General features: G+C 68.7%; 21 protein-coding genes. 18 read left to right on the top strand and 3 right to left on the bottom strand.

Going from position 1 to position 24191, the window contains the following annotated elements; genetic code table 11:
- Window positions 1–39: 39 nt before the first annotated feature.
- The 13 genes from ACQHI0_RS17130 (at window position 40) to pdxS (ending at window position 16589) form a co-directional block, all read left to right on the top strand.
- Window positions 40–2265: a SulP family inorganic anion transporter gene (locus tag ACQHI0_RS17130; protein ID WP_427908920.1), complete on the top strand. Its 2226-nt coding sequence runs from the start codon at window positions 40–42 to the stop codon at window positions 2263–2265.
- Window positions 2266–2473: 208 nt separating this feature from the next.
- Window positions 2474–4693, top strand: coding sequence for a SulP family inorganic anion transporter (locus ACQHI0_RS17125; RefSeq protein ID WP_427908919.1), 2220 nt, complete (start codon window positions 2474–2476; stop codon window positions 4691–4693).
- An 80-nt stretch (window positions 4694–4773) separates the two neighbouring features.
- Entirely contained in the window at window positions 4774–5259 is a 486-nt protein-coding gene (locus tag ACQHI0_RS17120; RefSeq protein WP_427908918.1) for a TIGR02611 family protein, read from the top strand.
- The gene (locus ACQHI0_RS17115) at window positions 5256–5927 is read left to right on the top strand and encodes a (2Fe-2S)-binding protein (RefSeq protein ID WP_427908917.1); all 672 of its coding nucleotides are present in this window, start codon (window positions 5256–5258) and stop codon (window positions 5925–5927) included. Before ACQHI0_RS17120 ends, ACQHI0_RS17115 begins: the two co-directional genes overlap by 4 nt.
- Window positions 5928–6129: 202 nt before the next feature.
- A complete protein-coding gene (gene thrS / locus ACQHI0_RS17110) occupies window positions 6130–8193 on the top strand; it encodes a threonine--tRNA ligase (RefSeq protein WP_427908916.1) in 2064 nt (687 codons plus the stop codon).
- A gap of 73 nt (window positions 8194–8266) precedes the next feature.
- Window positions 8267–8821, top strand: coding sequence for an HIT family protein (locus ACQHI0_RS17105; protein ID WP_427908915.1), 555 nt, complete (start codon window positions 8267–8269; stop codon window positions 8819–8821).
- Between the two features lie 5 nt (window positions 8822–8826).
- A complete protein-coding gene (gene pgsA / locus ACQHI0_RS17100; protein ID WP_427908914.1) occupies window positions 8827–9504 on the top strand; it encodes a phosphatidylinositol phosphate synthase in 678 nt (225 codons plus the stop codon).
- Window positions 9501–10424: a phosphatidylinositol mannoside acyltransferase gene (locus ACQHI0_RS17095; RefSeq protein ID WP_427908913.1), complete on the top strand. Its 924-nt coding sequence runs from the start codon at window positions 9501–9503 to the stop codon at window positions 10422–10424. Before pgsA ends, ACQHI0_RS17095 begins: the two co-directional genes overlap by 4 nt.
- Entirely contained in the window at window positions 10421–11545 is a 1125-nt protein-coding gene (locus ACQHI0_RS17090) for a glycosyltransferase family 4 protein (RefSeq protein WP_427908912.1), read from the top strand. The genes ACQHI0_RS17095 and ACQHI0_RS17090 overlap by 4 nt, the downstream gene beginning before the upstream one ends.
- Entirely contained in the window at window positions 11545–12591 is a 1047-nt protein-coding gene (locus ACQHI0_RS17085) for an NUDIX hydrolase (protein WP_427909193.1), read from the top strand. The genes ACQHI0_RS17090 and ACQHI0_RS17085 overlap by 1 nt, the downstream gene beginning before the upstream one ends.
- Window positions 12592–12824: 233 nt before the next feature.
- Window positions 12825–14033, top strand: coding sequence for a winged helix DNA-binding domain-containing protein (locus ACQHI0_RS17080; RefSeq protein ID WP_427908911.1), 1209 nt, complete (start codon window positions 12825–12827; stop codon window positions 14031–14033).
- Window positions 14034–14330: 297 nt separating this feature from the next.
- Window positions 14331–15515, top strand: a complete 1185-nt coding sequence (locus tag ACQHI0_RS17075; protein ID WP_427908910.1) for a Cmx/CmrA family chloramphenicol efflux MFS transporter — start codon at window positions 14331–14333, stop codon at window positions 15513–15515.
- 153 nt (window positions 15516–15668) lie between these two features.
- Window positions 15669–16589, top strand: coding sequence for a pyridoxal 5'-phosphate synthase lyase subunit PdxS (gene pdxS, locus ACQHI0_RS17070; RefSeq protein ID WP_266290719.1), 921 nt, complete (start codon window positions 15669–15671; stop codon window positions 16587–16589).
- A gap of 173 nt (window positions 16590–16762) precedes the next feature.
- On the opposite strand, the gene ACQHI0_RS17065 is transcribed toward pdxS, so the two are convergent.
- Window positions 16763–17557 carry a hypothetical protein gene (locus tag ACQHI0_RS17065; RefSeq protein WP_427908909.1) on the bottom strand — a complete coding sequence of 265 codons (795 nt, stop codon included), beginning with the start codon at window positions 17555–17557 and terminating at the stop codon, window positions 16763–16765.
- 132 nt (window positions 17558–17689) lie between these two features.
- On the opposite strand from ACQHI0_RS17065, the gene ACQHI0_RS17060 reads away from it, so the two are divergent.
- The 3 genes from ACQHI0_RS17060 (at window position 17690) to ACQHI0_RS17050 (ending at window position 20001) form a co-directional block, all read left to right on the top strand.
- Window positions 17690–18430: a TSUP family transporter gene (locus tag ACQHI0_RS17060; RefSeq protein ID WP_427908908.1), complete on the top strand. Its 741-nt coding sequence runs from the start codon at window positions 17690–17692 to the stop codon at window positions 18428–18430.
- Between the two features lie 40 nt (window positions 18431–18470).
- Window positions 18471–19325: an inositol monophosphatase family protein gene (locus ACQHI0_RS17055; protein ID WP_427908907.1), complete on the top strand. Its 855-nt coding sequence runs from the start codon at window positions 18471–18473 to the stop codon at window positions 19323–19325.
- Window positions 19326–19500: 175 nt separating this feature from the next.
- Window positions 19501–20001, top strand: coding sequence for a hypothetical protein (locus ACQHI0_RS17050; RefSeq protein ID WP_427908906.1), 501 nt, complete (start codon window positions 19501–19503; stop codon window positions 19999–20001).
- 85 nt (window positions 20002–20086) lie between these two features.
- On the opposite strand, the gene ACQHI0_RS17045 is transcribed toward ACQHI0_RS17050, so the two are convergent.
- Complete coding sequence (locus ACQHI0_RS17045; RefSeq protein WP_427908905.1) at window positions 20087–20695, bottom strand: hypothetical protein; 609 nt, start codon at window positions 20693–20695, stop codon at window positions 20087–20089.
- A gap of 80 nt (window positions 20696–20775) precedes the next feature.
- Here ACQHI0_RS17045 and ACQHI0_RS17040 point away from each other — a divergent pair, with 80 nt between their 5' ends.
- Window positions 20776–21597 carry an acyl-CoA thioesterase gene (locus tag ACQHI0_RS17040; protein ID WP_427908904.1) on the top strand — a complete coding sequence of 274 codons (822 nt, stop codon included), beginning with the start codon at window positions 20776–20778 and terminating at the stop codon, window positions 21595–21597.
- 46 nt (window positions 21598–21643) lie between these two features.
- On the opposite strand, the gene ACQHI0_RS17035 is transcribed toward ACQHI0_RS17040, so the two are convergent.
- Window positions 21644–23335, bottom strand: a complete 1692-nt coding sequence (locus tag ACQHI0_RS17035; RefSeq protein ID WP_427909192.1) for an APC family permease — start codon at window positions 23333–23335, stop codon at window positions 21644–21646.
- 212 nt (window positions 23336–23547) lie between these two features.
- Between ACQHI0_RS17035 and pdxT the strand changes: the two genes are divergently transcribed.
- Window positions 23548–24168, top strand: coding sequence for a pyridoxal 5'-phosphate synthase glutaminase subunit PdxT (gene pdxT / locus ACQHI0_RS17030; protein ID WP_427908903.1), 621 nt, complete (start codon window positions 23548–23550; stop codon window positions 24166–24168).
- The last annotated feature ends 23 nt before the right edge of the window (window positions 24169–24191 follow it).

Below are 24191 nucleotides of genomic sequence, written 5' to 3'. Positions count from 1 at the left end.
ACCGATGAACCGGGAGCTCACCCGCCCCGGCGAAGGAGAATGATGACCGACAATGATCCGGGCACCACTACTACCTCCACGACACGCACGCTGTCGTGCGTGTCACTGAAATCGGTTCTCCAGCAAGACCTTCCAGCATCACTCGTAGTCTTCCTCGTCGCCCTGCCGCTGTCGCTCGGGGTGGCCCTGGCCTCCGGCGCGCCGGTCGTCGCCGGGCTTATCGCCGCCGCCGTGGGCGGGGTGGTCGCCGGGTTACTCGGCGGCTCGAAGGTTCAGGTCAGTGGGCCGACCGCGAGTCTCGCAGTCGTCGTGGCGGGGGCGGTCCAGCAATTCGGTTGGGCCGCTATGTGTTTCATCACCGTCGGCGCGGGTGTCATCCAGATCCTGTTCGGGCTCAGTCGCATCGCGCGCGCCGCGCTCGGCATCGCGCCGGTCGTGGTGCACGCGATGCTCGCCGGCATCGGGGTGGTGATCGCGCTGCAACAGGTGCACGTCCTCCTCGGCGGAACGACGGTCAGTTCGTCGTGGGCCAGCATCGTCGCGCTGCCGCGTCAGGTGATGTCGGTGCAGAAGGGTGATCTGTTCGTCGGGCTGCTCGTGATCGCCGTACTGATCGGCTGGCAGTACCTGCCGCGCCGGGTACGGGTGGTGCCCGGTCCGCTGGTCGCGGTGGCGCTGGCGACGGTGGTCTCGCTGGTGCTGCCGGTGACGGTGGAACGAGTTCGCCTGGACGGCTCGCTGCTCGACGGCATCGGATTGCCCGCGTTGCCGCACGGTGGGTGGCTGCCGCTCGCGCTCACCATGCTCACCATCGCCCTCATCGCCAGCGTGGAGACGCTGCTCTCGGCTGTGGCGGTCGACAAATTGCGCCCCGACCAGCGCACCGACTTCGACCGGGAACTGCTCGGTCAGGGTGCGGCGAACATGGTCTCGGGCGTGCTGGGCGGCCTGCCGATCGCGGCGGTCATCGTGCGCAGCATCACCAACGCCAACGCGGGCGCGCGCAGCAGGGCGGCCACTGTGCTGCACGGTGGCTGGATCCTGGTGTTCGCGATCGCGCTGGTCGGCCTGGTCCGCCAGATTCCGACAGCGGCGCTGGCCGCGCTGCTGGTGCTGATCGGGGTGCAGCTGGTGAAGCTGGCGCACATCAAACGTGCTCGCCGCACCGGCGACATCTATGTGTACCTGGTCACCGTGATCGCCGTCGTCGCGCTGAACCTGTTGCAGGGCATGGTGATCGGACTCCTCGCCTCGTTCGCGCTGCTGCTGTGGCGGGTCGTGAAGTTCACCATCACCGCCGCACCGCGCGCCGACGGGACCTGGCTGGTACGCATCGGGGGCACCTGCACCTTCCTGGCCGCGCCCCGGCTCACGACCGAACTGGCGAAGGTACCGGCGGGGGTGGACGTGACCGTCGAACTGAGCGTGGACTTCCTCGACCACGCAGCGTGCGAGTTGCTCTCGGACTGGGCCGATGCCCGTGAATCCGGCGACGGCACAGTCGACTTCGTCGAACTCGGCGCCGCGCGGATGGCCCGCACCAACGACGGACCGCCCGCGCACGGTCACGCGCGCAAAGCGAACGACGAGGCGATCCGGCCGTGGCGTCGCAGCGGCGGGGTCGACCCGATCGCCGCGGGCATCGCGGCCTACCACAGCCAGCACGCGCACCTGATGCGTCCACACCTGGACGGGTTGCGGCACCGGCCCGATGCCGACACCTTCTTCCTGGCCTGCGCCGACGCCCGCATCGTGCCCAACGTCATCACCAACAGTGGCCCGGGCGACCTGTTCACGGTGCGCAATGTCGGCAACCTGGTGCCGGTCGGCGGCTCCGACGTTTCGGTGGAAGCGGCGCTGATCTACGCGCTAGACAAGCTCGACGTGCGCTCGGTGGTGGTGTGCGGGCACAGCGGCTGTGGCGCGATGGAAGCGCTGTACCGGCAGGTGCAGGCCGGGCCGGGACTCGACGACTGGCTGGCCAACGCCCAGCCCACGCTGACGGCGTTCCACGCCGGTCACCCCGTCGCCGAGGCCGCCAGGCTGGCGGGCTTCGGTCCGATCGACCAACTCGGCATGGTGAACGTGGCACGGCAGGTGCAGACCCTGATCGACTATCCGGCGGTGCGCAGCGGCATCCAGGAGCGCGGGGTCGCGGTGTCGGGTCTGTTCTTCGACCTGGCGACCGCGCGGGTCATCGAGATCACCGCCGACGGGATCGCCGAGTTCGACGAGGCTCGTCGCGCGGCAGCCGAACCGGTGTAAAGGGGGATAGTTGTGGCTCACACCACAGACTGCCTGCCGTTATGGCGAGACCCACTGTTTCTGCGGCACACTGGCTTTGCCAATTCTTTACCAATAGGTTGGATCCATCTTCGACCCGGTTCGACGTTGCACCGGGGTCCCCTTTGCGTCACCACCGCCTTGCGATGATCGGCCTCGGCCCAGCGCCGGGAGCCGGCGAAGGAGAATCATGTCTGTCGAAAACGATCTTGCTCCGCCCCGCGCGGACGGCCCGTTGAACGAGTCGTCCCGCCCCGCATGGCAGCAGACGCTGCTGCGTCACGATCTTCCCGCCTCCATCGTGGTTTTCCTGGTGGCACTGCCGCTTTCGCTCGGCATCGCGGTCGCCTCCGGCGCACCGATCGCCGCCGGTCTCGTCGCCGCCGTGATCGGTGGTGTGGTCGTGGGCTTGCTCGGCGGCTCGGTCCCACAGGTCAGCGGTCCCGCCGCGGGCCTGACCGTGGTCGTCGCCGAGTCCATCGCCCAATTCGGTTGGCGCATAACCTGTTTCATCGTGGTCGCCGCCGGCGTGCTGCAGATCCTGTTCGGGCTCAGCCGGATCGCGCGGGCCGCGCTCGCCGTCGCGCCCGTGGTGGTCCACGCCATGCTGGCCGGTATCGGCATCACCATCGCCCTGCAGCAGATCCACGTGCTGCTCGGCGGTTCCTCGCACAGCACCGCGCTGCGCAATCTGATCGAACTCCCCGGTCAGCTGCTGTCGCTGCACGGCGACGACGCGCTCGTCGGCGCCGTGGTGATCGCGGTGATGCTCGGCTGGAAGTACGTACCACCGAAGCTGCGCGCGGTGCCCGGCCCACTGGTCGCGGTGCTCGTCGGCACCGTGCTCTCGCTCGGCCTGTCCGACGTCGAGCGCATCGCGTTGAGCGGGTCGATCTTCGACGCGCTCGGCCTGCCGGAACTGCCTTCGGGCAACTGGTCCGCCATCGCCATGATGGTGCTGACCATCGCCTTGATCGCCAGCGTGGAGAGCCTGCTCTCGGCCGTCGCCGTCGACAAGATGCACACCGGTCCGCGCACGAACTTCGATCGGGAACTCATCGGTCAGGGCACAGCGAACGTCGTGTCAGGTCTGGTCGGTGGCTTGCCGATCACCGGTGTGATCGTGCGCAGCGCCACCAATGTGCAGGCGGGCGCGCGCACGAGGGCTTCGACCGTTCTGCACGGTCTCTGGATTCTGTTGTTCTCGGTGGCGCTGGTCGGCCTGGTGGAACAGATCCCCAAGGCCGCGCTGGCGGGCCTGCTCATCGTCATCGGCATGCAGCTGCTGAAACTGGCGCACATCCGGTTGGCCCGGCGCACCGGTGACCTGCTGGTCTATGTGGTGACTGTGCTCGGCGTGGTGTTCACCAACCTGCTGGAAGGCGTTGTTATCGGCTTGGGCCTGGCGTTCGGCCTGCTGCTGTGGCGAGTCGTGCGGGTGCACGTCCACGCGAAGCCGCTGGCCGGCGGGGACTGGCAGGTCCACATCGACGGTTCGTGCACCTTCCTCGCGTTGCCGAAGCTGTCGGCCGAGCTGGCGAAGGTGCCCGCAGGCGTCGATGTGACGGTGGAGATGACCGTCGACTTCCTCGACCATGCCGCGTTCGAGGCGATCGAGGATTGGCAGCGCCAGCACGAAAGCACCGGTGGCCGCGTCGATTTCGTCGAGATCGGGCACGCTAAGATGGCCGATACCCCGGCCGCGCCACCGACGCGCGCGCTGGGCCGGGTCGCCATCGACGACATGCTCCGGCCGTGGCGGCACCAGAAATCCGGCGGCGACGCCATGACCGCGGGTATCGCGGCCTTCCATCGCGGCCACGCGCATGTGGTGCGTCCGCACCTGGACGGCATGCACCAGGACCCGGATTCGTTCTTCCTCACCTGTTCGGATTCGCGAATCGTGCCCAATGTGATCACCAACAGCGGCCCGGGTGACCTGTTCACCGTTCGCAATGTCGGCAATCTGGTGCCGGTCAGTGGCGACGATTCGGTCGAAGCGGCACTGAGTTTCGCCTTGGACTCGCTCGCGGTCCGTTCGGTGGTGGTGTGTGGGCATTCCTCCTGCGGAGCGATGAAGGCCGTCCACTCCGCGGCCGACACCGGCGGTGGGCTGGGTTCCTGGTTGCGTCACGCCGAGCCGGCGCTGCAGCGGTTCCGCGCGGGTCATCCGGTAGCCGTCGCCGCCAGGGCAGCCGGGTACAGCGAGGTGGATCAGCTGAGCATGGTCAATGTCGCCGTGCAGCTCGAGACGCTGGGCCGCAATCCCGCGGTGCGCCGCGCTGTCGCCGAACGTGGCCTGACGGTGTCGGGGCTGTTCTTCGACATCGCGGGTGCGCGGGTGCTCGAGGTGACCGTCGACGGGGTCGGTGCGATCGACGATCACGCCGCGCTCGCCGTCACCGTGTGACGTGATCCTGCGCCCAGCTGGGTGGGGACCGGACGCGCACGACGCGACCGGGCGGCGGTCGGACTCGTAGGCTGGAAATCATGACCAGCGATTCGACCGCCGCCGCGCGCGTCACCGACGGCACCGACTCCGCGGACAAGGAGTCCGTCGCCGGGCGGTGGGATGGGTTCAAGGAGCGCGGGCGCGCCTTCCGGGAACACGTGGCGCAGCGCCCTACCCTCAACCTCGGCTACCGCATCGTCGTCGGCGTGGTCGGTGGTTTGGTACTGATCGTCGGGATCATCACGATCCCGTACCCCGGACCCGGCTGGGCGCTGGTGTTCGCGGGATTCGGCATCCTTGCCACCGAGTTCGTCTGGGCCCATCACACATTGAACTGGGTGCGCGGCAAGTACCGGATCGTCATGGACTGGTACACCTCGCGCGGCTGGTTCATCAAGGTGCTCGGCGCGGTGGCCACCTTCGCCCTCGTCCTGGTGACGTTGTGGCTGCTCGGTACCTTTTCGATGGTCGCAGGGTGGATCGGAGTCGATTGGCCATGGTTACGCAGTCCCCTGATGTCGTGAGCACCGCTCCCGGTCATCTGCTCACCGATCCGGTCTGGGTCGCCGCCAAGATCGACGCGATGAGCCATACCTGGGGCACCGATGTTCCCCGGGTCGCGGGCACCCTGTGGTGGTGCATGGTCGCCTCGACGCTGGTCGAGCAGATCGCCGTCGCCTACGCGGCGGGCACACCGGCTCCGGTCGCCGCACTGGGCGAATTCGATTGCGTGGTCCGCCCCGACGGCGGCGTCGAACGCGCGCGGTTCCATCGGGTACCGGTCGACGCCGCCGGTCGCTCCGTGCGCTCGGATGTGGGTGGCGAGATCGGCGCCGCCGCTGCCGAGGAGGTCGCGACCGCACTGCGCGACACCTTGACCGCGGTGATTTCCCAGGTCGCGACCGTTTCCGGGGCCGGAGTTCCGTCGCTGTGGGCGGTCGTGGCCGATGCCATCGGCAACCGCGCGCTCGACGCGGGCACCAAGGAAGCCGCGACCCGCCTCGCGGCCGACGTGGGCGCCCGCTTGCCGACGCCGCGATTCGTCACCGTAGGCGGACGCACCTTCGTCCGGCGCGCGTCGTGCTGCCTGGTCTACGAGGTGCCCGGCCGAGAGATGTGCACGAGTTGCCCGAAACGTTCGCCCGCCGACCGAGCCGAGCAGCTGGCCGCGGCCGCGCGCGCCCGGCCCTGAATCGGCGAACGGGTCGCGCGGATCCGCGGGGACCGGCACCGTGCCCGGCGCGGACGGCGTCCTCGTCGCTGTCATCGACCAACACGCGGCCTAGGTCCATCGACACGGCCTGTCGGCGCTCCCGATAGCATGGGCGGGCGCAGGAAGGACCCTGCGAGAACTGCCGGATCGACCCGGCACCGAAGTCAAGGAGAGCATCCCCGTGACCACCTCTGCACCCATCAGTCCAGTCGCCCTCGTTCGAGTGCCGGCCGGGACTACGGCGGGCGCGGCGGTACGGGAAGCGGGTTTGCCTACCAAGGGCCCCGACACCGTCGTGGTCGTACGCGATGTCGACGGCGCGCTCAAGGATCTGTCCTGGATCCCGGAAGAAGACGCCGACGTCGAGCCGGTTCCCGCCAACAGCGAGGACGGGCGCAGCGTGATCCGGCACTCGGCCGCGCACGTGCTCGCCCAGGCGGTGCAGCAGGAGTTCCCGGACGCGAAGCTCGGCATCGGCCCGCCGATCAAGGACGGCTTCTACTACGACTTCCAGGTCGACAAGCCCTTCACCCCCGAGGATCTGGCCAAGCTGGAATCGCGGATGAAGAAGATCATCAAAGGCGCGCAACGCTTTTCGCGTCGTGTCGTCGAAGTCGACGACGCCCGCGTCGAATTGGCGAACGAGCCGTTCAAACTGGAGCTGATCAGCGACAAGTCCGGCATCGACGACCCCGAGATCATGGAGGTCGGCGGCAACGAGCTGACCATCTACGACAACCTCGACCCGCGCACCGGCGAAAAGCTGTGGGGCGACCTGTGCCGCGGCCCGCACATCCCCACCACCAAGTTCATCCCCGCCTTCAAGCTCACCCGCTCCTCGGCCGCCTACTGGCGTGGCGACCAGGACCGCGAGGACCTGCAGCGCGTGTACGGCACCGCGTGGGAATCCACCGAGGCGATGGACGCCTACCTGGAACTGCTGGCCGAGGCCGAGCGCCGCGATCACCGCAAGCTCGGCCTCGAACTCGACCTGTTCTCCTTCCCCGACGCGCTCGGTTCGGGCCTGCCGGTGTTCCACCCCAAGGGCGGCATCATCCGCAAGGAGATGGAGGAGTACTCGCGTCAGCGCCACGTCGACGCGGGCTACGAATTCGTCAACACCCCGCACCTCACCAAGGGGCACCTGTACGAGATCTCGGGCCATCTCGACTGGTACAAGGACGGCATGTTCCCGGCCATGCACCTCGACGCCGAACTCAACGAGGACGGCACCGTCCGCAAGCCCGGCCAGGACTACTACGTCAAGCCGATGAACTGCCCGATGCACAACCTGATCTTCGGCGCGCGCGGCCGCTCCTACCGTGAACTGCCGCTGCGGATGTTCGAATTCGGCTCGGTGTACCGCTACGAGAAGTCCGGCGTGATCCACGGCCTGACCCGCGTGCGCGGCATGACCCAGGACGACGCGCACATCTACTGCACCAAAGAGCAGATGCACGCCGAGCTCACCAGCACCCTGCAGTTCGTCCTCGGCCTGCTGAAGGACTACGGCCTCGACGACTTCTACCTCGAGCTGTCCACCAAGGACCCGAAGAAGTACGTGGGCTCGGACGAGCTGTGGGCCGAGGCCACCGAAACCCTCGAAAAGGTCGCCGAGGCTTCGGGTCTGGACCTGGTGCCCGACCCGGGCGGCGCCGCGTTCTACGGTCCGAAGATCTCCGTGCAGGTCAAGGACGCGCTGGGCCGCACCTGGCAGATGTCGACCGTGCAGCTCGACTTCAACCTGCCCGATCGTTTCGACCTCGAGTACACCGCCTCCGACGGCACCAAGCAGCGTCCGGTGATGATCCACCGCGCCCTGTTCGGCTCGATCGAACGCTTCTTCGGCGTGCTCACCGAGCACTACGCCGGCGCGTTCCCCGCCTGGCTCTCGCCGGTGCAGGTCGTCGGCATCCCGGTGGCGGAAAACTTTGTCCCGCACCTGGATTCGGTGATCGAGCAGCTGCGCGACGCCGGCGTGCGGGCCCAGGTGGACCGCAGCGACGACCGGATGCAGAAGAAGATCTTCAACCAGACCGCGCAGAAGGTGCCGTTCATGTTGCTCGCGGGTGCGCGTGACGTGGAAGCGAACGCGGTGAGCTTCCGGTTCCGCGACGGCACCCAGGTCAACGGGGTGCCGGTCGCTGACGCGGTCGCCACGATCAAGTCCTGGGTCGCCCACCGCGAGAACGCCTCACCGACCGCCGAGGGGTTCGAGGTCGTCTCCGCGGCGGGTCAGGCATGAGCGGTCAGCGCCCGGAGGCGCTAGCCTGCGTCACCACGCAGGACGCCCGGGCAGGCCGAGAGGATGCAGCATCATGAGCGAGAACCTCGCCCCCGACGCCGGTGAGATCGTCGACGCCGGGGCAGGCCAGCCTGATCGCCTGCAGCGGTTGTGGACGCCGTACCGGATGTCCTACATCACCGGAGAGGTCAAGCCCAAGGACGCGACCGGGCATCCGTTCACCGATATCCCCAAGATGTCGGACGAGGACGGTCTGATAATCGCCCGCGGCGAGAATGTTTACGCCGTGCTCAACTTGTACCCGTACAACCCAGGGCACATGATGGTGGTGCCTTACCGCCGGGTAGCCGACCTGGAGGACCTCACGCCCGCCGAGAGCGCGGAACTGATGGCCTTCACGCAGCGGGCCATTCGCGTGATGAAGCAGGTCTCGCGGCCTGCCGGATTCAACGTGGGTCTCAATCTCGGTGGGGTGGCCGGTGGTTCGCTCGCCGACCACCTGCACCAGCACATCGTGCCGCGCTGGGGCGGGGATGCGAACTTCATCACCGTGGTCGGCGGGGTGAAGGTGATGCCTCAGTTGTTGCGCGAAACGCGGCAGCTGCTGGCGGAGGCGTGGGAGGAATAAAGAACGTGCTCAGCTTCTTCGGCCGCCAGACGTTTGCGAAAGCGACTGCGCCGCTGGGCAAAGCGCTCGTCGGGACGGGGCTCACCCCGGACGCGATGACACTGATCGGCACCGCGGCGACGATCGCCGCCGCGGTGACCCTGTTCCCCTCCGGACATCTGTTCTGGGGAACGATGGTCATCTGGCTGTTCGTCATGTTCGACATGCTCGACGGGGCGATGGCGCGCGCCCGCGGCGGCGGCACGAAGTACGGCGCCGTCCTCGACGCCACCTGTGACCGGGTGGCCGACGGCGCGATCTTCGGCGGGCTCGCCTGGTGGGCGGTCTATCACGAGCACAGCAAGCAACTGTTCGCGCTGACCTTGATCGTGCTGGTCACCTCGCAGGTGATCTCCTACGCCAAGGCGCGCGCCGAGGCGAGCGGTCTGTCCGCCGACGGCGGGCTCATCGAACGCCCGGACCGCCTGGTCATCGTGCTGGTCGGCACCGGGCTCACCGGCATCGGCGGGCACTGGGGGATCGACTGGCTCACCTGGGCCGTGTACGTGGCGATGTGGGTGCTGGCGGTGCTGAGCATCGTGACGGTGTTCCAGCGAGTGCTGGCGGTGCGCAACTCGCCGGGTGCCCGGGTGGTTATCGCGCCGGCGCCGCGGCCGGACGCGACAGGGGGATCGGCGTCGTGAGCCTCAAAGATCGATTGAGCGACTGGGGGTACGCCGCGGGTTGGAGCCTTGTGCGTTCGGCACCGGAAGGGTTGGTGCGCAGGGTCTTCGATCTCGGCGCCGACCGTGCGGTGAAGGGCGGCGGCCCGGAACAGTTGCGCCGCAATCTCGCACGTGTCCTCGGCGTGCCGCCCGAGCAGGTGCCCGATGACCTGATGCGGGCGAGCATGCGTTCCTACGCTCGCTATTGGCGTGAGGCGTTCCGGCTGCCGTCGATGGACCACACCACCGTCGACTACTACGTCGGCGGTTTGGAACATCTCGACGCGGCACTCGAACAGGGCCGAGGCGTCCTGTTGGTGCTCCCGCATTCGGGCAACTGGGACATGGCCGGTGTGTGGTTGGTGCAGCACTACGACACCTTCACCACCGTGGCCGAGCGGCTGAAGCCCGAATCGTTGTTCGAGCGGTTCGTCGCTTACCGCGAGAGCCTCGGTTTCGAGGTTTTCCCGCTCACCGGTGGCGAGCAGCCGCCGTTCGTCGCGCTCGCGCAACGGCTGCGGCAGAACCGGATCGTGTGCCTGATGGGGGAACGCGATCTCACCGGCAAGGGCGTGCCCGTCGACTTCTTCGGCGAGCGCACCTGGATGCCCGCCGGTGCCGCCAAACTGGCCATCGAGACCGGTGCCGCGCTCATGCCGGTGCACGGCTGGTTCACCGTCGGCGACGACGGCACCGAGGGCTGGGGACTGAAAGTCGAACCGGCACTGGATGTTTCCGGCGGGGTCGCGGCCGCGACGCAGGCCCTCGCAGACCAGTTCGCCGCCGATATCGCCGAGCATCCGGCCGACTGGCACATGCTGCAACCGCTCTGGGAAGGCGATCTGTCGCCCGAACGACTGTCGCGGATCACCGCGCAGCAGGCGGGGGGACAGCCGTGAGGATCGGCATGATCTGCCCGTATTCGTTCGATGTTCCCGGCGGCGTGCAGGCTCATGTCGTCGAACTCGCCAGAGTGTTCATCGAACGCGGGCACAAGGTGAGCGTGCTCGCCCCCGCCTCCGACGACACACCGCTGCCCGAGTTCGTCGTCTCGGCCGGTCGCGCGGTCGCGATTCCCTACAACGGGTCGGTCGCGCGGTTGTCGTTCGGTCCGATGGCCTACACCAGGATCCGGCGCTGGATCGACAGCAACGACTTCGACGTGCTGCACATCCACGAACCCAACGCCCCGAGCCTGTCGATGCTTGCCCTCAAGATCGCCGAGGGTCCGATCGTGGCGACCTTCCACACCTCGACCACGAAGTCGTTGGTGCTCAGCACTTTTCAGGGTGTGCTCCGTCCGTATCACGAGAAGATCAGCGGACGGATCGCCGTGTCAGAGCTGGCCAGGCGCTGGCAGGTCGAGGCGCTCGGCTCCGACGCGGTGGAGATTCCCAACGGGGTCGACGTGTCGGCGTTCGCGCGCGGTGCGCCACTGGACGGGTATCCGCGCGCGGGTCGCGCGGTGCTGTTCCTCGGTCGCTACGACGAACCGCGCAAGGGCATGGACGTATTGCTCGGTGCGCTGCCCGCCCTCATCGAGCACCACCCCGACGTGGAGATCCTCATCGTCGGGCGCGGTGACGAGGAGCGGCTGCGTCGTGAAGCCGGCGAGCACGCAGGCCATCTGCGGTTCCTCGGACAGGTCTCCGACGAGGAGAAAGCCGCCGCCCTGCGCAGCGCCGACGTGTACGTCGCGCCGAATCTGGGTGGGGAGAGCTTCGGCATCATCCTGATCGAGGCGATGGCGGCGGGCACGCCGGTGGTCGCGAGCGAGCTCGACGCCTTCCGGCGCGTGTTGCGCGACGGGACGGCGGGCATGCTCACGCCGATCGGTGACTCCGAGGCGCTGGCCACCGCGATCGACACGTTGCTGACCGACGACGAGACCCGCGAGCGTCTCGTGCGCACCGCGACCCAGGTGGTCGCCGGCTACGACTGGCCCGTCGTGGCCGAACAGATCCTGCGGGTGTACGAGACCGTCACCGTCGGCGACAATCGGGTGCGGGCCGCCGGATGATCACCTTCTCCGCGACCACCGTTCTCGTTCTCGGGCTGATCGCCCTGCTCGTTCTCGCGCTCGGCGTGTGGGCCTACTCCACCGCGAACCGCCTCGACCGGCTGCACGTGCGCTCCGACCAGTCCTGGCAGGCACTCGATGCCGCGCTCGCTCGTCGTGCCGTGGTGGCGCGCGCGGTGGCCATGTCGGAGGCCGGTCCGGTGAGTGCCGATCCGCGCCGCGCCGAACGGGCCACCCAGCTCGCCGCGCTGGCCGATCGCGCCGAACGTGCCGACCGCGGTGACCGGGAAACGATCGAGAACCAGCTCTCCGCCGCGCTGTCGCTCGTCGACATCGACCACCTGCGACCCCAGCTGGTGGCCGAACTCGCCGACGCCGAGGCGCGCGTGCTGATCGCGCGCCGCTTCCACAACGACGCCGTGCGCGACACCCTCGCCCTGCGCACCCGCAGGCCCGTGCGCATTCTGCATCTGGGCGGCACCGCACCGCTGCCGCACTACTTCGAGATCACCGAACGCGCGACGCCCGCCGCGGCCACCGGCCTCGTCGTCCACACCACCCGCACGTCCGCGCGGGTCGTCCTGCTCGACGAGCAGAACCGCGTGCTGCTGCTGCGCGGCCACGACCCGATGATTCCCGAGGTCGCCTTCTGGTTCACCGTCGGCGGCGGTGTCGAACCGGGGGAGAACCTGCGCGACGCCGCGGTCCGTGAGGTCTACGAGGAAACCGGCCAGCGCGTCGACCCCGCCGCGCTGCGCGGTCCGCTGTGGCGACGCGTGGCGGTGTTCCCGTTCAACGGCGAACTCATCCGCTCCGAAGAACTGTTCTTCACCCTGCGCTCGCCGGGTTTCGAATGGCGCCCCGCCGACCTCACCGCCCTCGAACGCCGCACGATCACCGACCACCGCTGGTGCTCGGCCGACGACATCCGCAGCCTCGACGCCGCGGGCGAGGCCGTCTACCCGTATCACCTCGACGAACTGCTCGCCGAAGCTGTGACCGCGGCCGTGGACGACACCAAGCACGTGGTCCGCTCGATTCGCTGAAAGGCCGCGACGGCACGGGCTCGCGGTGCGTTCGGGCCGCTGGGCGGTCGAAACGACGCAGGGCTCGTGGTGCGTTCGGATGCTGAAACCCGGCCGGGACGGCACTGAACTCGTAGACCGTTCGGCATGATGAGAGACGGCTGGGACAACACGGGGCCTGTGGTCCGCTGAGGTCATCGGTGCGGCGGTTACGGTCGGTCGATCTGGTGCGCGACGACGATCGGAGGCGAAGCATGGCAGCTCGGGAAAGATCTGTCGGAATCGCTGAGGTCATCGGGTTTCGGTTGCTTTCACACAATCTGCTCACCCGGCGACCGCTCGACGATCTGCTCGAGGTGGCCGGCGCGTGCGCGGTGCAGAACAGTCCACCAGGTTCGGCGCTGCTCGCACTGGCGGCCCGGGTCGACGGCGTGACCGGTGCGCGCGTCGATGACCTTGTCGCGCAGGACAAGTCGTTGTTACAGACCTGGTGCATGCGTGGTTCGCCGTACTTCTTCCCGACCGCCGACGCGCCGGTGTTCACCTCGGGTGTCCTGCCGACGACCGAGGCGGCGCGGCTGCGCCTGATCAGCGGTGTCGGTCCGGCGCTCGACACGCTCGGGATGGGCCTCGACGACGTGGTGGACCGCACCGTCGCGCAGATCGGCCCGGTGCTCTCGCAGCGCGCGGTGGCGATCGGCGAACTCGGCGCGGAGCTCGCCACACGCATCGCGGACACACTCACCGCGACCCAGCGCGCAGCCTGGGATGCCCCGGGTCCGTATGGCGCGAACCAGCCGCTTGGCGAGGCCGTCGTGCACTTCTGCCTGCGGATCCTGACGCTACGCGGCATCGTCTGCATCGCGCCGCGCACCGACAACACAGCACCGTTCGTCCTGCTCGAGGAATGGCTCGGCGAGCCGTTGCCCGAGACCGACCCCGCAGCGGATCGCGCCGCACTGCTGCGCCGCTATCTGCGGTGCTACGGACCGTCGTCCCGTGGTGAATTCGCAGCCTGGCTCGGTGTGCGAGCCGGTGACGTGGATCCGTGGTGGGACACGGTGGCGAACGAACTCGCTCCGGTCGAATACGACGGTCGGCGCCGGTGGATCCGCACCGAGGACCTGGATGAACTCCGGTCAGCGCACGAAGCACACGGTGTACGGCTGCTGCCACCCGGCGATCCCTACACGCAGACACGGGATCGCGACACCATCGTCGAATCGAAATATCAACGCGCGGTATGGAAGACGGTCGGCGCACCGGGCGTGGTGCTGTCCGACGGCGCCGTCGCCGGAATCTGGCGGCCACGCAAGAGCGGGCACACACTGACACTGACCGTTACGCCGTTCCAATCGATGAGCTCGCGGGTTCGCGCACAGGTGCGTGCGGAAGCGGCACCCGTGGCGGCGTTGCGCGGCGCGTCCGAAGTCCACGTTCAGTTCGACCGTCCCGCAAGCTGACCGACTGCCCTTCCCGCCTCGACGGTCGACGTCGGAAAATCAGTTGACGTTCCCGGTGTCGGCTCACCTAAGGTGAGCGGGTGAATTCTCCGGAGGCGTCCAGAAGGTAGCCGTCCGGCCTGCGGGTCGGGCGGCGTTGTGGGTCAATCCTCCATCGGTCCGCGGACCGGTGCGAGGTGTCGTTCGCAACGCCGGATGATCGTCGATTCCTCGCGGCCGGGCCATGATTCGCCCGATGCCGCATCGTCTCGGACACCGCGCGCGACGCGCGGTGTCCCGGTATCCGGAGAGTTGACTATGCCCATCGGGGTTTTCGTGCTGGCTGCCGCGGTTTTCGCGCAGGGCACATCGGAATTCATGATGTCGGGGTTGCTGGCGCGGACCGCCGCCGACTTCGCCGTTTCGCTCGGCACAGTGGGGTTGCTGACCTCGGTGTACGCGGTCGGCATGGTGCTGGGGGCGCCGACGATGGCGGCCACCGCGGGCCGGTGGCCGCTACGGCGTTCGGCGACAACGTTTCTCGCGCTCTTCTGCGTCGCCCATATCGTGGGTGCTGTCACCACCGATTTCGCGGTGCTGGTGGCTACCCGTGCGGTCGCCGCGGTCGCCAATGCCGGATTTCTGGCGATCGTACTGGCCGCGCTGCCGCGGCTGGTCGGGCCCGCGCTGCTCGGGCGGGCGACCTCGATCATCGTGTCCGGGGTGACCGTGGCCTGCATCGCGGGCGTACCCGCGGGGACGCTGCTCGGGCAGCTGTGGGGCTGGCGATCAGCCTTCGCGGCCGTCGCAGTGGTGAGCGCGGCGGTTCTGATCCCGGTGGCGTCGATGGTGCCGCGTGACGGCGCGGGGGCGGACGCATCGGATCGGTCGATGTGGTCGGAGTGGGCGGTGCTCGGTGTGCGCGAGGTGCGGTCGGCGGTGGTCGTGGGGGTATTGGTCAACGCCGCGACGTTCGCCGCGTTCACCTACCTCGGCACCATCGCCGCTGGAATCGCGGGAACAACCAGGGGCTGGGTCCCGCTGGTGCTGGCGTTGTTCGGTCTCGGTTCCTTCGTCGGGGTGACGCTCACCGGGCGGTACAGCGACCGCCGCGGCCGCTCCATCATCACCGTGGGCACGGTCGGGCTGGTCGGCGTGTGGGCGTTGGCGGCGGTGACCGCGCACACGATCGCCGGGGTCGCGGTCATGACTTTGCTCACCGGGGCGGCCGCGTTCGGCGTCGGATCCGCGTTGATCGCGACGATCGTGCGGACCGCCGCGCCCACCGCGCCGCGCCTCGCGGGCGCGATGGCCACCACCGCGCTCAACATCGGCGCGGTGCTCGGTCCGATGGTCGCCGGCGTGGCCGTCGATCGCACGCAGACCCCGGTCGCGGCGTTGTGGTGCGCTGCGGGCACCGCGGCTGTGGCGGCGGTGATCGTGCAGTTCGACCGCGCCCGGCGCGGCCCGGCGGCGGACCCGGTCGGGGTCGGCGCGCGGTGATCAGGAGGCCATTGGAGAAGGCCAGCCGTGGACTGGTTCCGCATCTGCGCTGGTCGCGACAAGGCCAGTGGTGCCCAACTGGCTATGAAGGCCGAATTCGGGCAGCTCTAGAATCGACGGTGAACCCCGATCCGAGCGACTTGATTGGCGCCCATGACACAGGAGACATTCGTGACTACGCCTGAGACCACCAACACCGTCGGCACCGCCCGCGTGAAGCGCGGCATGGCCGAGATGCTCAAGGGTGGCGTGATCATGGATGTGGTCAACGCCGAGCAGGCCAAGATCGCCGAAGACGCGGGCGCCGTGGCCGTGATGGCGCTCGAGCGGGTGCCCGCCGACATCCGCGCCCAGGGTGGCGTGTCCCGGATGAGCGACCCGGACATGATCGACGGCATCATCGCCGCCGTCTCCATCCCGGTCATGGCCAAGGCCCGCATCGGTCACTTCGTCGAGGCGCAGATCCTGCAGAGCCTCGGTGTCGACTACATCGACGAGTCCGAGGTCCTCACCCCCGCCGACTACGCCAACCACATCGACAAGTGGAACTTCACCGTCCCCTTCGTCTGTGGCGCCACCAACCTCGGCGAGGCCCTGCGCCGCATCACCGAGGGCGCGGCCATGATCCGCTCCAAGGGCGAGGCCGGCACCGGCGACGTCTCCAACGCCACCACCCACATGCGCACCATTCGCGGCGAGATCCGCCGCCTGACCTCGCTGTCCGAGGACGAGCTCTTCGTGGCCGCCAAGGAACTGCAGGCCCCGTACGAGCTGGTCCGTGAGGTCGCCCAGACCGGCAAGCTCCCGGTCGTCATGTTCACCGCGGGCGGTATCGCCACCCCCGCCGACGCCGCCATGATGATGCAGCTCGGCGCCGAAGGCGTCTTCGTCGGCTCCGGCATCTTCAAGTCCGGCAACCCCGAACAGCGCGCCGCCGCCATCGTCAAGGCCACCACCTTCTACGACGACCCGGACGTCCTGGCCAAGGTCTCGCGCGGCCTGGGCGAGGCCATGGTCGGCATCAACGTCGAAGACATCCCCCAGCCCCACCGCCTCGCCGAGCGCGGCTGGTGATTGTGGGCCCGAAGTTGTTCGGGCACTGAGAGATTCGCCTCGGCGGGCGTCGTGATCACGACGCCCGCCGAGGCATTTTCGGGTGGGTCGACCGCCCAGACGTCGGCTACGCCGCATCTGTTTGTCGGCAGGCTCGCGGCTGAGCGCTGTGCTCGAGTGCGGTCAGGTCGCTGCTACGGCTGGCCCGCTGCGCCTTCGGTGTCGGTGGTGAGGGCGTCGGCGAAGTTCTCGGCGTAGCCGAGGATGAGGTGGCGGTGGGTGGGGAGTTGGACGGCCAGTTCGTGCCAGGCGATGGCGGTGGGGGAGCCGTAGAGGTGGGTGAGGTCGGTGATCAGGGCCGCTGCTTGTTCGGGGGTCGGGGAAGTGGGGCGGGCGAAGGCGAGGAGGGAGGCGCCGATGGCGATGTGGCGGTAGCCGTGGGTGGCCATGCGGCGGACTACGGTGTGGTTGTCGTAGGTGGACCAGTCGTCGGCGAAGTAGCCGTTGGGGATGCCGGCGATGGCGAGGTCGTCGCGGTCGACCGGGACGCGCTGGATCAGGACGACGTCGTCGACCACGCGGTCGGGGGAGCGATTGGCGGTGACGAGGGCGGTGAGCTCGTCCTCGGAGGCATTGCGGGTGTCGCGCAACGCTTCCCAGGGGACGCGGGCGGACGGATTGTCGAGCAGGGCGGCGATCCGGGAGACCGTGGCGTTCTCGGCGTGGTGGGTGGCAGCGGGGTCGTCCGCGTCGTCGGGGTGTTCGCTGTCGCCTTCGACGAGCCCGAGCGTGGCGTGCATGCTCGTGTACGCGCACTGGCCGAGGTCGTCGAGCGTGCACAGGATCCTGGCATCGGGATGATCCATGCGGACGAGCTCTAAGGCGTCGAGCAGTTGGGCGAAGGTGGTGACGTCGTCGAGGCGGGCAACGGTGTTGGAGTCCAGCCGGTTACGTCGAACGGGTGGTTCGCCCGGCTCGAAAGTCGTCATCTGCACTCCGACATCCTGGCACGGCCTACGGCGCGTCGGAGTGATCCCGCCGCCGGTGGGCGGTGTGGAGTCGATGTGGGCCGCGGTTGGCCCAGAAATTGCTGCCAACTGGGCATACCGTACAGTCGGTCCGTGACCGCGCTCGACTTCTCCTTGCTCGTCGTCGCGGGATTCTTCACCGGCCTGATCGGTTTCGTCACGGGGATGGCCTCGATCGTCTCCTATCCTGCGCTGCTGGCCGCCGGTCTGCCGCCCGTCGCGGCCAATGTCACCAATACCGTCGCGATGGTCGCTGTCGGCGTCGGCGCGACCGCGAATTCCGGGCGCGAACTCATCGGCCGCGGACCCACGCTGGTGCGCTGGGCGGTGCTGGCGGCGGTGGGCGGTCTCCTCGGTGCGCTCGCGTTGCTGGTCGCCCCGGCCGGGGCATTCGAGGTGGTCGTGCCGTTTCTGGTGGCCATGGCGTCGATCGCGCTGCTCGTGCAACCGCTGGTGCGCCGCCATATCGGCGAGCTGAGCGCGCCCTGGATCGTGCCGGTCGGCATCCTGCTCACCTCCGTGTACGGCGGCTATTTCGGCGCGGGCGCGGGCGTGATCTATCTGTCGATGATGCTGCTGTGCACCTCCGAATCCCTCTGGAGCGCATCGATTCTCAAGAGCTTCCTGCTCGGCATCGCGAACCTGGTCGCGGCGGTCGGCTTCGCGGCCTTCGGGCCCGTGCACTGGGGCGCGGCACTGGCCCTCGGCGCGGGGGCGCTGGCGGGTGGCTGGTGCGGTCCGCCGGTGGTGAAGGTGATCCCGCCGAGCGTGTTGCGCGTGGCGGTCGGGATCTGCGGCCTCGGCCTCGCCGTGTACTTGGCCGTTCCGGCGTAGCTCCGGATTCGCTCCGGCCAGCGCCTCTGCGCAACCCCGCATGCGCGCGCCGTCAGGGCCCTGGATTCGCCTGCCGGGGTGCCGCGCGGTCCGTAGTCTGGAGACGGTGCACCACTCAGATAGTGAAATCGCAATCCACGCAACAGAAGTCGCTTCGCAGGTGATTCGGACGGCCTTCCACGCCCCGCTCACGCACTACGCCAAACTGGGCGACGATTTCGCCACCCAGGCCGATATCGCCGCCGAGAAAGCCATCCTCGATGTCCTCGCGACCGCCTTCCCGGGCGACCGGTTCGTCGCCGAGGAGTCGGGAGTCACCGGATCAGCCCGCAGCGACCGCACGTGGTTCATCGATCCACTCTGTGGCACAAGGAATTTCGCGGTCGATACCGCGTTCGTGGCGGTGAATGTCGCCCTGCGTGACACCGGCACCGTGCAGGCGGCGGCAACCGCCGACCCCTTCGCCGACGAGGTCTTCTGGACAGCGGGGCAGGGTTCGTTCCTCCGCGCCGACGGCCGCGACGAGCCACTACACCCGCACGCCGGAAGCCACCTCGTCGACGTCGACCTCGACCACCCGTTCCCCTGGTCGACCCCCGCGCGACTCTTCGACGCCGACGGCTTCGCGGGCGAATTCCACCCGCGCGTGTTATCGACCTCCTTGGCCCTGGCCTGGGTCGCGGCAGGCCGCCGCGCCGCCTACATCACCGGCGGTGACCTGCGTGACAGCGTGCACTTCACCAGCGCGATCGCGATATGCCAGGCAGCGGGCTGTGTGGTCACCGGTCTCGGCGGGCAACCACTGCACACCGCCCCGCACGGACTGATCGCCGCAGCGGACGCGCCGACTCATGCCCGCCTGGTCGACGCGGTGGCCGGTCTGCGCCCCGGGTAACACTGGGGAACAACACAATCCGACGCGTCTCACAGACCCACGTTGTCTGTGTCTTAGGGTTTCCTCAAATTCACTGGGTAGCGTCCGGGCCGTGGCATCGAGGCCTGCGCTGTGTTGCGCCGGCCTCCGCCGTCGCCCCGTGGGCGAGAGACCGACCCGACGTAAGGACGAGTGGATGAAGTTTCGTAGGACCGGACGAGTCGCGATCGCAGGACTGGCTGTGGTCGCCGCCCTCGGGCTGAGCGCGTGCAGTGACGACAAGGGTGACACCACGTCCAAGACCGCTACCAGCGCCAAGACTTCGGCGAGCGGCGCGCCCACCGCGGAACTGCCTGCCGTGCCTACCGTCGAGCAGCTCAACGCGCAGCTCGGCACCGCGCTGGATCCGGCGGTCCCCAACGATCAGAAGCTGGACTTCGTGCAGGGCATCGAGGCCGATCCCGAGCTGCCGAACCGACTGGCCCAGGCGGTTGTGGACAACAACGTCCAGGTGCAGGTCACCGAGGTGACCTCGTTCGGTGACAGTGTCAACGCCAAGGCCAACTTCACGGTCAACGGCCAGACCAACCTCGTCGACGTGCCGTTCGTGGCCGAAGAGGGCAAGTGGAAGGTCCAGAAGTCGTGGGCCTGCGGCATGCTGACCAACCTCGGTCAGACCTCGGTCGCCTGCGCCTGATCTCTGCACGCTCGAGCCCCGTCCGGAATCTCGGACGGGGCTTTCGCGGATCTGGAGCACCTCGGCCGCAACGGTGTCCGTGCTGTCAGCTACGCAGCGCCGCCCGATCGGGATGATCCCAGCGGACCGTCCAGGTCGCGTCTTCGGGATTCTCGGCTGTGTGATCGCGCACAGCGGGCAAGGTCCACCGCTGATCGACCGGCGTAAGCCGCAGCGCCGCTTGCTCGCTCAGCTCCAAGCGCAGCGTCAGATCGAAGTCGAGACCGCGCCCCAGCAGCATCGGCCCCGCGAGCACCAGCACCAGATCGGCCTGCGCGGGGCGAATCCTCGCCCGCGCCGACCGATCCCGCTGCTCATCCCACAGCGCGGGCAACCACCGCCCGTCCTCGCGCATCGCGTCGAGGATCTCGCGGCGAATCGCCGCGTAATCGAACCACGCTGTGCGATAAGACCATTCGTCATCACGCCCGTATTCCATCCGCAACGACGCGGGCCGCACGAAGTCGTGCACCGACACCGCCGCCGCCGATCTACCTCGATCGGCGAGCGTCGCCACGATCCGCCTGCCCAGTTCGACGGGCACGGCGGCATCGGCACCGTCGACCGCGAGCACCCGTCGCCCCGGCAGCTCGACGAGCCGGTCGGCGACGAGCCGGGCCAGGGCCGTGGGCGAGGTGGGCGTGAATGTCGGCACGCCACCATCACAGCAAACTCCGCGCCGTCGCGGGAGAGCCGGACATACCGCCCGGTCGGCGAGGCGATAATCTCGAGCGCATGGCGACAATCGAAGAGGCGCTCGCAATCGAGCGCCTGGAGCGCGACATCTTCCGCGGCGCGTCCACGGAGTCTCAGCTACCGCGCACCTTCGGCGGTCAGGTGGCAGGCCAGGCGCTGGTCTCGGCGGTCCGTACCGTCGATCCCAGCTTCCAGGTGCATTCCCTGCACGGCTACTTCCTGCGGCCGGGCAATCCGGAGGAACCCACCGTCTACCTGGTGGAACGCATCCGTGACGGCCGCTCGTTCTGCACCAGGCGGGTCACCGGCGTGCAGGACGGGCAGGCGATATTCACGATGTCGGCCTCGTTCCATCACGGTGACGAAGGGCCCGAACATCAGGACGTGATGCCCTCGGTCGATGGTCCCGACGACCTGCCCGACGCGAGCGTGACCATGACCCCCGAGCGGTTGTGGGCGATGCGCGAATGGGAGCACTGGGACATCCGCACCGTCCCGCAGGAGCAGGTCGTGTCGCGTGACGGTGCGGTCTCCCCGCAGCAGGTGTGGTTCCGGTACCGGCATCCGCTGCCCGACGACCCGATGTTCCACGTCTGCACGCTGGCCTATATGAGCGATATGACGCTGCTCGGCTCGTCGAAGGTGATCCACCCCGACGAACCGACCCAGAACGCGTCCCTCGACCACGCCATGTGGTTCCTGCGCCCGTTCCGCGCCGACGAATGGCTGCTCTACGACCAGTCCTCGCCCTCGGCCGGCTTCGGCCGGGCGCTGACCGGCGGCAAGATCTGGGACCGCGCGGGCAACCTGGTCGCCGCCGTCGTCCAGGAAGGCCTGATCCGGACACCGCGCCACAAGTAGTACGCCGGTGGTGGTCCGGTGCGGTGGCCGCCGCACCGGACCATGATCACCGAACCTGCACGCGCAGATGGCAGACCACGGTGTCGCTCATCCGGCGCAGCACCCGTTCGAGCTCGTCGCTGCGGTGGCTCGGCAGCACCCGATCCCACCCGCTCGGCGGGTCGATCTCGGCGATCACCACCACCTTGCGCCGACCGCCGAAATTGTCGCGGACATAGCGGGCGACCGGCCCGGCGACGGTGGCGTCGCTGTCCTCGAGCAGGACCAGGCGCACCTCGGGATGCCACACCTCCCACGCTTTCGTGAACGCCGTCGTCGACTCGCCCGGCAGGCAGACGTGCACCGCGGTGACGTCATCGCCGATCGACATGGCGGCCGAGAGCGCTTCGCGACTGAGTTCGCAGACTTCGGCGATCGGCACGATGATCGCGGTGCCGGTCGGGCGCGGCTGCGCGGGCACCGCACCGGTACCGCGGGAACCACCGATCCTGGTGTAGGCGTGGCGAATCCGTTCCATGCCGAGCATCAGCAGCGGCAGCACGACCACGATCAGCCAGGCGCCCTCGGTGAACTTCATCGCGGTGGTGACTACGGCCGCGACAAAGGTCAGTAGCGCGCCGAACCCGTTGAGCGTGATCCGCCAGCGCCAGCCCTCGGCGCGGGTCAGCCACCAGTGCCGCACCATGCCGGTCTGGGCGATGGTGAACCCGACGAACACGCCGATCGCGAACAGCGGGACGAGCGCGTTCATGCTGCCCGCCGCGGCCACCACCAGTACCGCGGCACTGATTCCGAGTGTCAGCACGCCGTAGCGGTACACGCGGCGCGGGGTCGCGACGGAGAAGCGGTGTGGCAGGCAGTTGTCGTCGGCCAGCAGCCGGGTCAGCGTCGGCAGGCCACCGTAGGAGGTGTTCGCCGCGAGGGCGAGCAGGATGACGGTGGCGAACTGCACCACGTAGTACCCGACCCCGTGGCCGAGCGCCGCCTCGGTGAGCTGGGAGAGCACGGTGGTGCCCTCGATCGGCTGGAGCGAGAACTTCTCGATCAGCACGGCCAGCCCGATCAGCATCGTGCCGAGCAGCAGCCCCAACGCGACCTCGGCGCGCTGGGCGCGGCGCACCCGCGGCTGTTCGAAACTGGGCACCGCGTTCGCGATCGCCTCGACGCCGGTCAACGCCGCGCAGCCGCTGGAGAAGGCCTTGAGCAGCAGCAGGACGCCGACCGTGTGGATATCGCTGACCGCCGCGGACCCCGCCGTCACGGCCGCCGGTTCCGTTCGCAGCAGGCCGCCGATGATCACCACGAAGATGCTGCCGACGAACACCGCCGTTGGCAGCATGAAAGCCTTCGCGCTCTCGGTGATCCCGAGCAGGTTGAGCGCGGTGATGCCGGCCAGCACCGCCAGGCAGATCCCCACCGTGTACCCGTGCAGCGCGGGGAACGCCGAGGTCAGCGCGGCGACACCGGCCGCGATCGAAACGGCGACATTGAGCACGTAGTCGACGATGAGCGAGGCCGCGGCGAGCAGGCTGGTCCGGTCGCCGAGGTGCTTCTTGGCGACCGCGTAGGCACCGCCGCCGTTGGGGAACGCCACGATCACCTGGCGATAGGACGCGATGAGAACGGCGAGCAGGGCCGCGATGGCGAGGGTCACCGGCAGGGTCATGCCGAGTCCGAGCCCGCCCGCGGTGGCCAGGACCAGCACGATGGCTTCCGGTCCGTAGGACACCGAGGCCATCGCGTCGAGGGACAGTCCGGCCAGGCCGGTGGGAACGGTCAGTCCGCGGCGCTCCGGGACGATCTGCGCAGGTCCAGGAGACTTGCGTGGCAGCAGTGCAATCACATATCGCAGTGTCGACCCGTTTCGCGCGGATGCACCCGCCGTTGACGCAACCTTGACACCGCGGCGTGAGCGGGCACACATCGCCGGTGCTCGTAAGCTCGATGCCTGTGAACGCTTCCTCGACTGCCTCCCGGCCGACCATCGGTGTCCTCGCGCTCCAGGGTGATGTGCGCGAACACGTTGCCGCGCTGGCGCACTGCGGTGCCGATCCGGTGCTGGTGCGGCGGGAATCGGAGCTGGCCGCCGTCGACGGGCTCGTGCTGCCCGGCGGTGAGTCGACCGCGATCTCCAAGCTGTTGCAGGCCTTCGACCTGCTGGAACCGTTGCGGGCGCGGCTGCGCGACGGGCTGCCCGCGTTCGGTTCCTGCGCGGGCATGATCCTGCTCGCCTCGGAGGTGCTCGACACCAGGGCCGACGCCCAGCACCTGTCCGGGATCGATATGACGGTGCGGCGCAACGCGTTCGGGCGTCAGGTCGACTCCTTCGAGACGGATCTGGACTTCACCGGCCTCGACACGCCCGTGCGCGCGGTGTTCATTCGCGCGCCGTGGGTGGAGCGAGTCGGTGACGGTGTCGAGGTGCTGGCGCGGGTGCCGCACGGGCCCGCGCAGGGGCGCATCGTGGCAGCCAGGCAGGGCAATGTGGTGGCGACCTCGTTCCACCCCGAGGTGACCGGTGATCTTCGCGTGCACGAACTGTTCGCCGACCTGGTTCGTTCAGCGCGGTAAAGCCCGCGTCGCCGGGCGTGGCG

It is taken from the genome of Nocardia sp. FBN12 (assembly GCF_050320175.1).
Taxonomy (GTDB): Bacteria; Actinomycetota; Actinomycetes; order Mycobacteriales; family Mycobacteriaceae; genus Nocardia.
This window is presented reverse-complemented; position numbering and strand designations above follow the sequence as displayed.

What these genes read in the sequence shown, in the direction of transcription:
- ACQHI0_RS17130 (WP_427908920.1), top strand. Translation starts at nt 40, where the DNA reads ATGATGACCGACAATGATCCGGGCACCACTACTACCTCCACGACACGC.
- ACQHI0_RS17125 (WP_427908919.1), top strand. Translation starts at nt 2,474, where the DNA reads ATGTCTGTCGAAAACGATCTTGCTCCGCCCCGCGCGGACGGCCCGTTG.
- ACQHI0_RS17120 (WP_427908918.1), top strand. Translation starts at nt 4,774, where the DNA reads ATGACCAGCGATTCGACCGCCGCCGCGCGCGTCACCGACGGCACCGAC.
- ACQHI0_RS17105 (WP_427908915.1), top strand. Translation starts at nt 8,267, where the DNA reads ATGAGCGAGAACCTCGCCCCCGACGCCGGTGAGATCGTCGACGCCGGG.
- ACQHI0_RS17080 (WP_427908911.1), top strand. Translation starts at nt 12,825, where the DNA reads ATGGCAGCTCGGGAAAGATCTGTCGGAATCGCTGAGGTCATCGGGTTT.
- ACQHI0_RS17075 (WP_427908910.1), top strand. Translation starts at nt 14,331, where the DNA reads ATGCCCATCGGGGTTTTCGTGCTGGCTGCCGCGGTTTTCGCGCAGGGC.
- pdxS (WP_266290719.1), top strand. Translation starts at nt 15,669, where the DNA reads ATGACACAGGAGACATTCGTGACTACGCCTGAGACCACCAACACCGTC.
- ACQHI0_RS17065 (WP_427908909.1), bottom strand. Translation starts at nt 17,557, where the DNA reads ATGACGACTTTCGAGCCGGGCGAACCACCCGTTCGACGTAACCGGCTG.
- ACQHI0_RS17055 (WP_427908907.1), top strand. Translation starts at nt 18,471, where the DNA reads ATGCGCGCGCCGTCAGGGCCCTGGATTCGCCTGCCGGGGTGCCGCGCG.
- ACQHI0_RS17050 (WP_427908906.1), top strand. Translation starts at nt 19,501, where the DNA reads ATGAAGTTTCGTAGGACCGGACGAGTCGCGATCGCAGGACTGGCTGTG.
- ACQHI0_RS17040 (WP_427908904.1), top strand. Translation starts at nt 20,776, where the DNA reads ATGGCGACAATCGAAGAGGCGCTCGCAATCGAGCGCCTGGAGCGCGAC.
- ACQHI0_RS17035 (WP_427909192.1), bottom strand. Translation starts at nt 23,335, where the DNA reads ATGGCCTCGGTGTCCTACGGACCGGAAGCCATCGTGCTGGTCCTGGCC.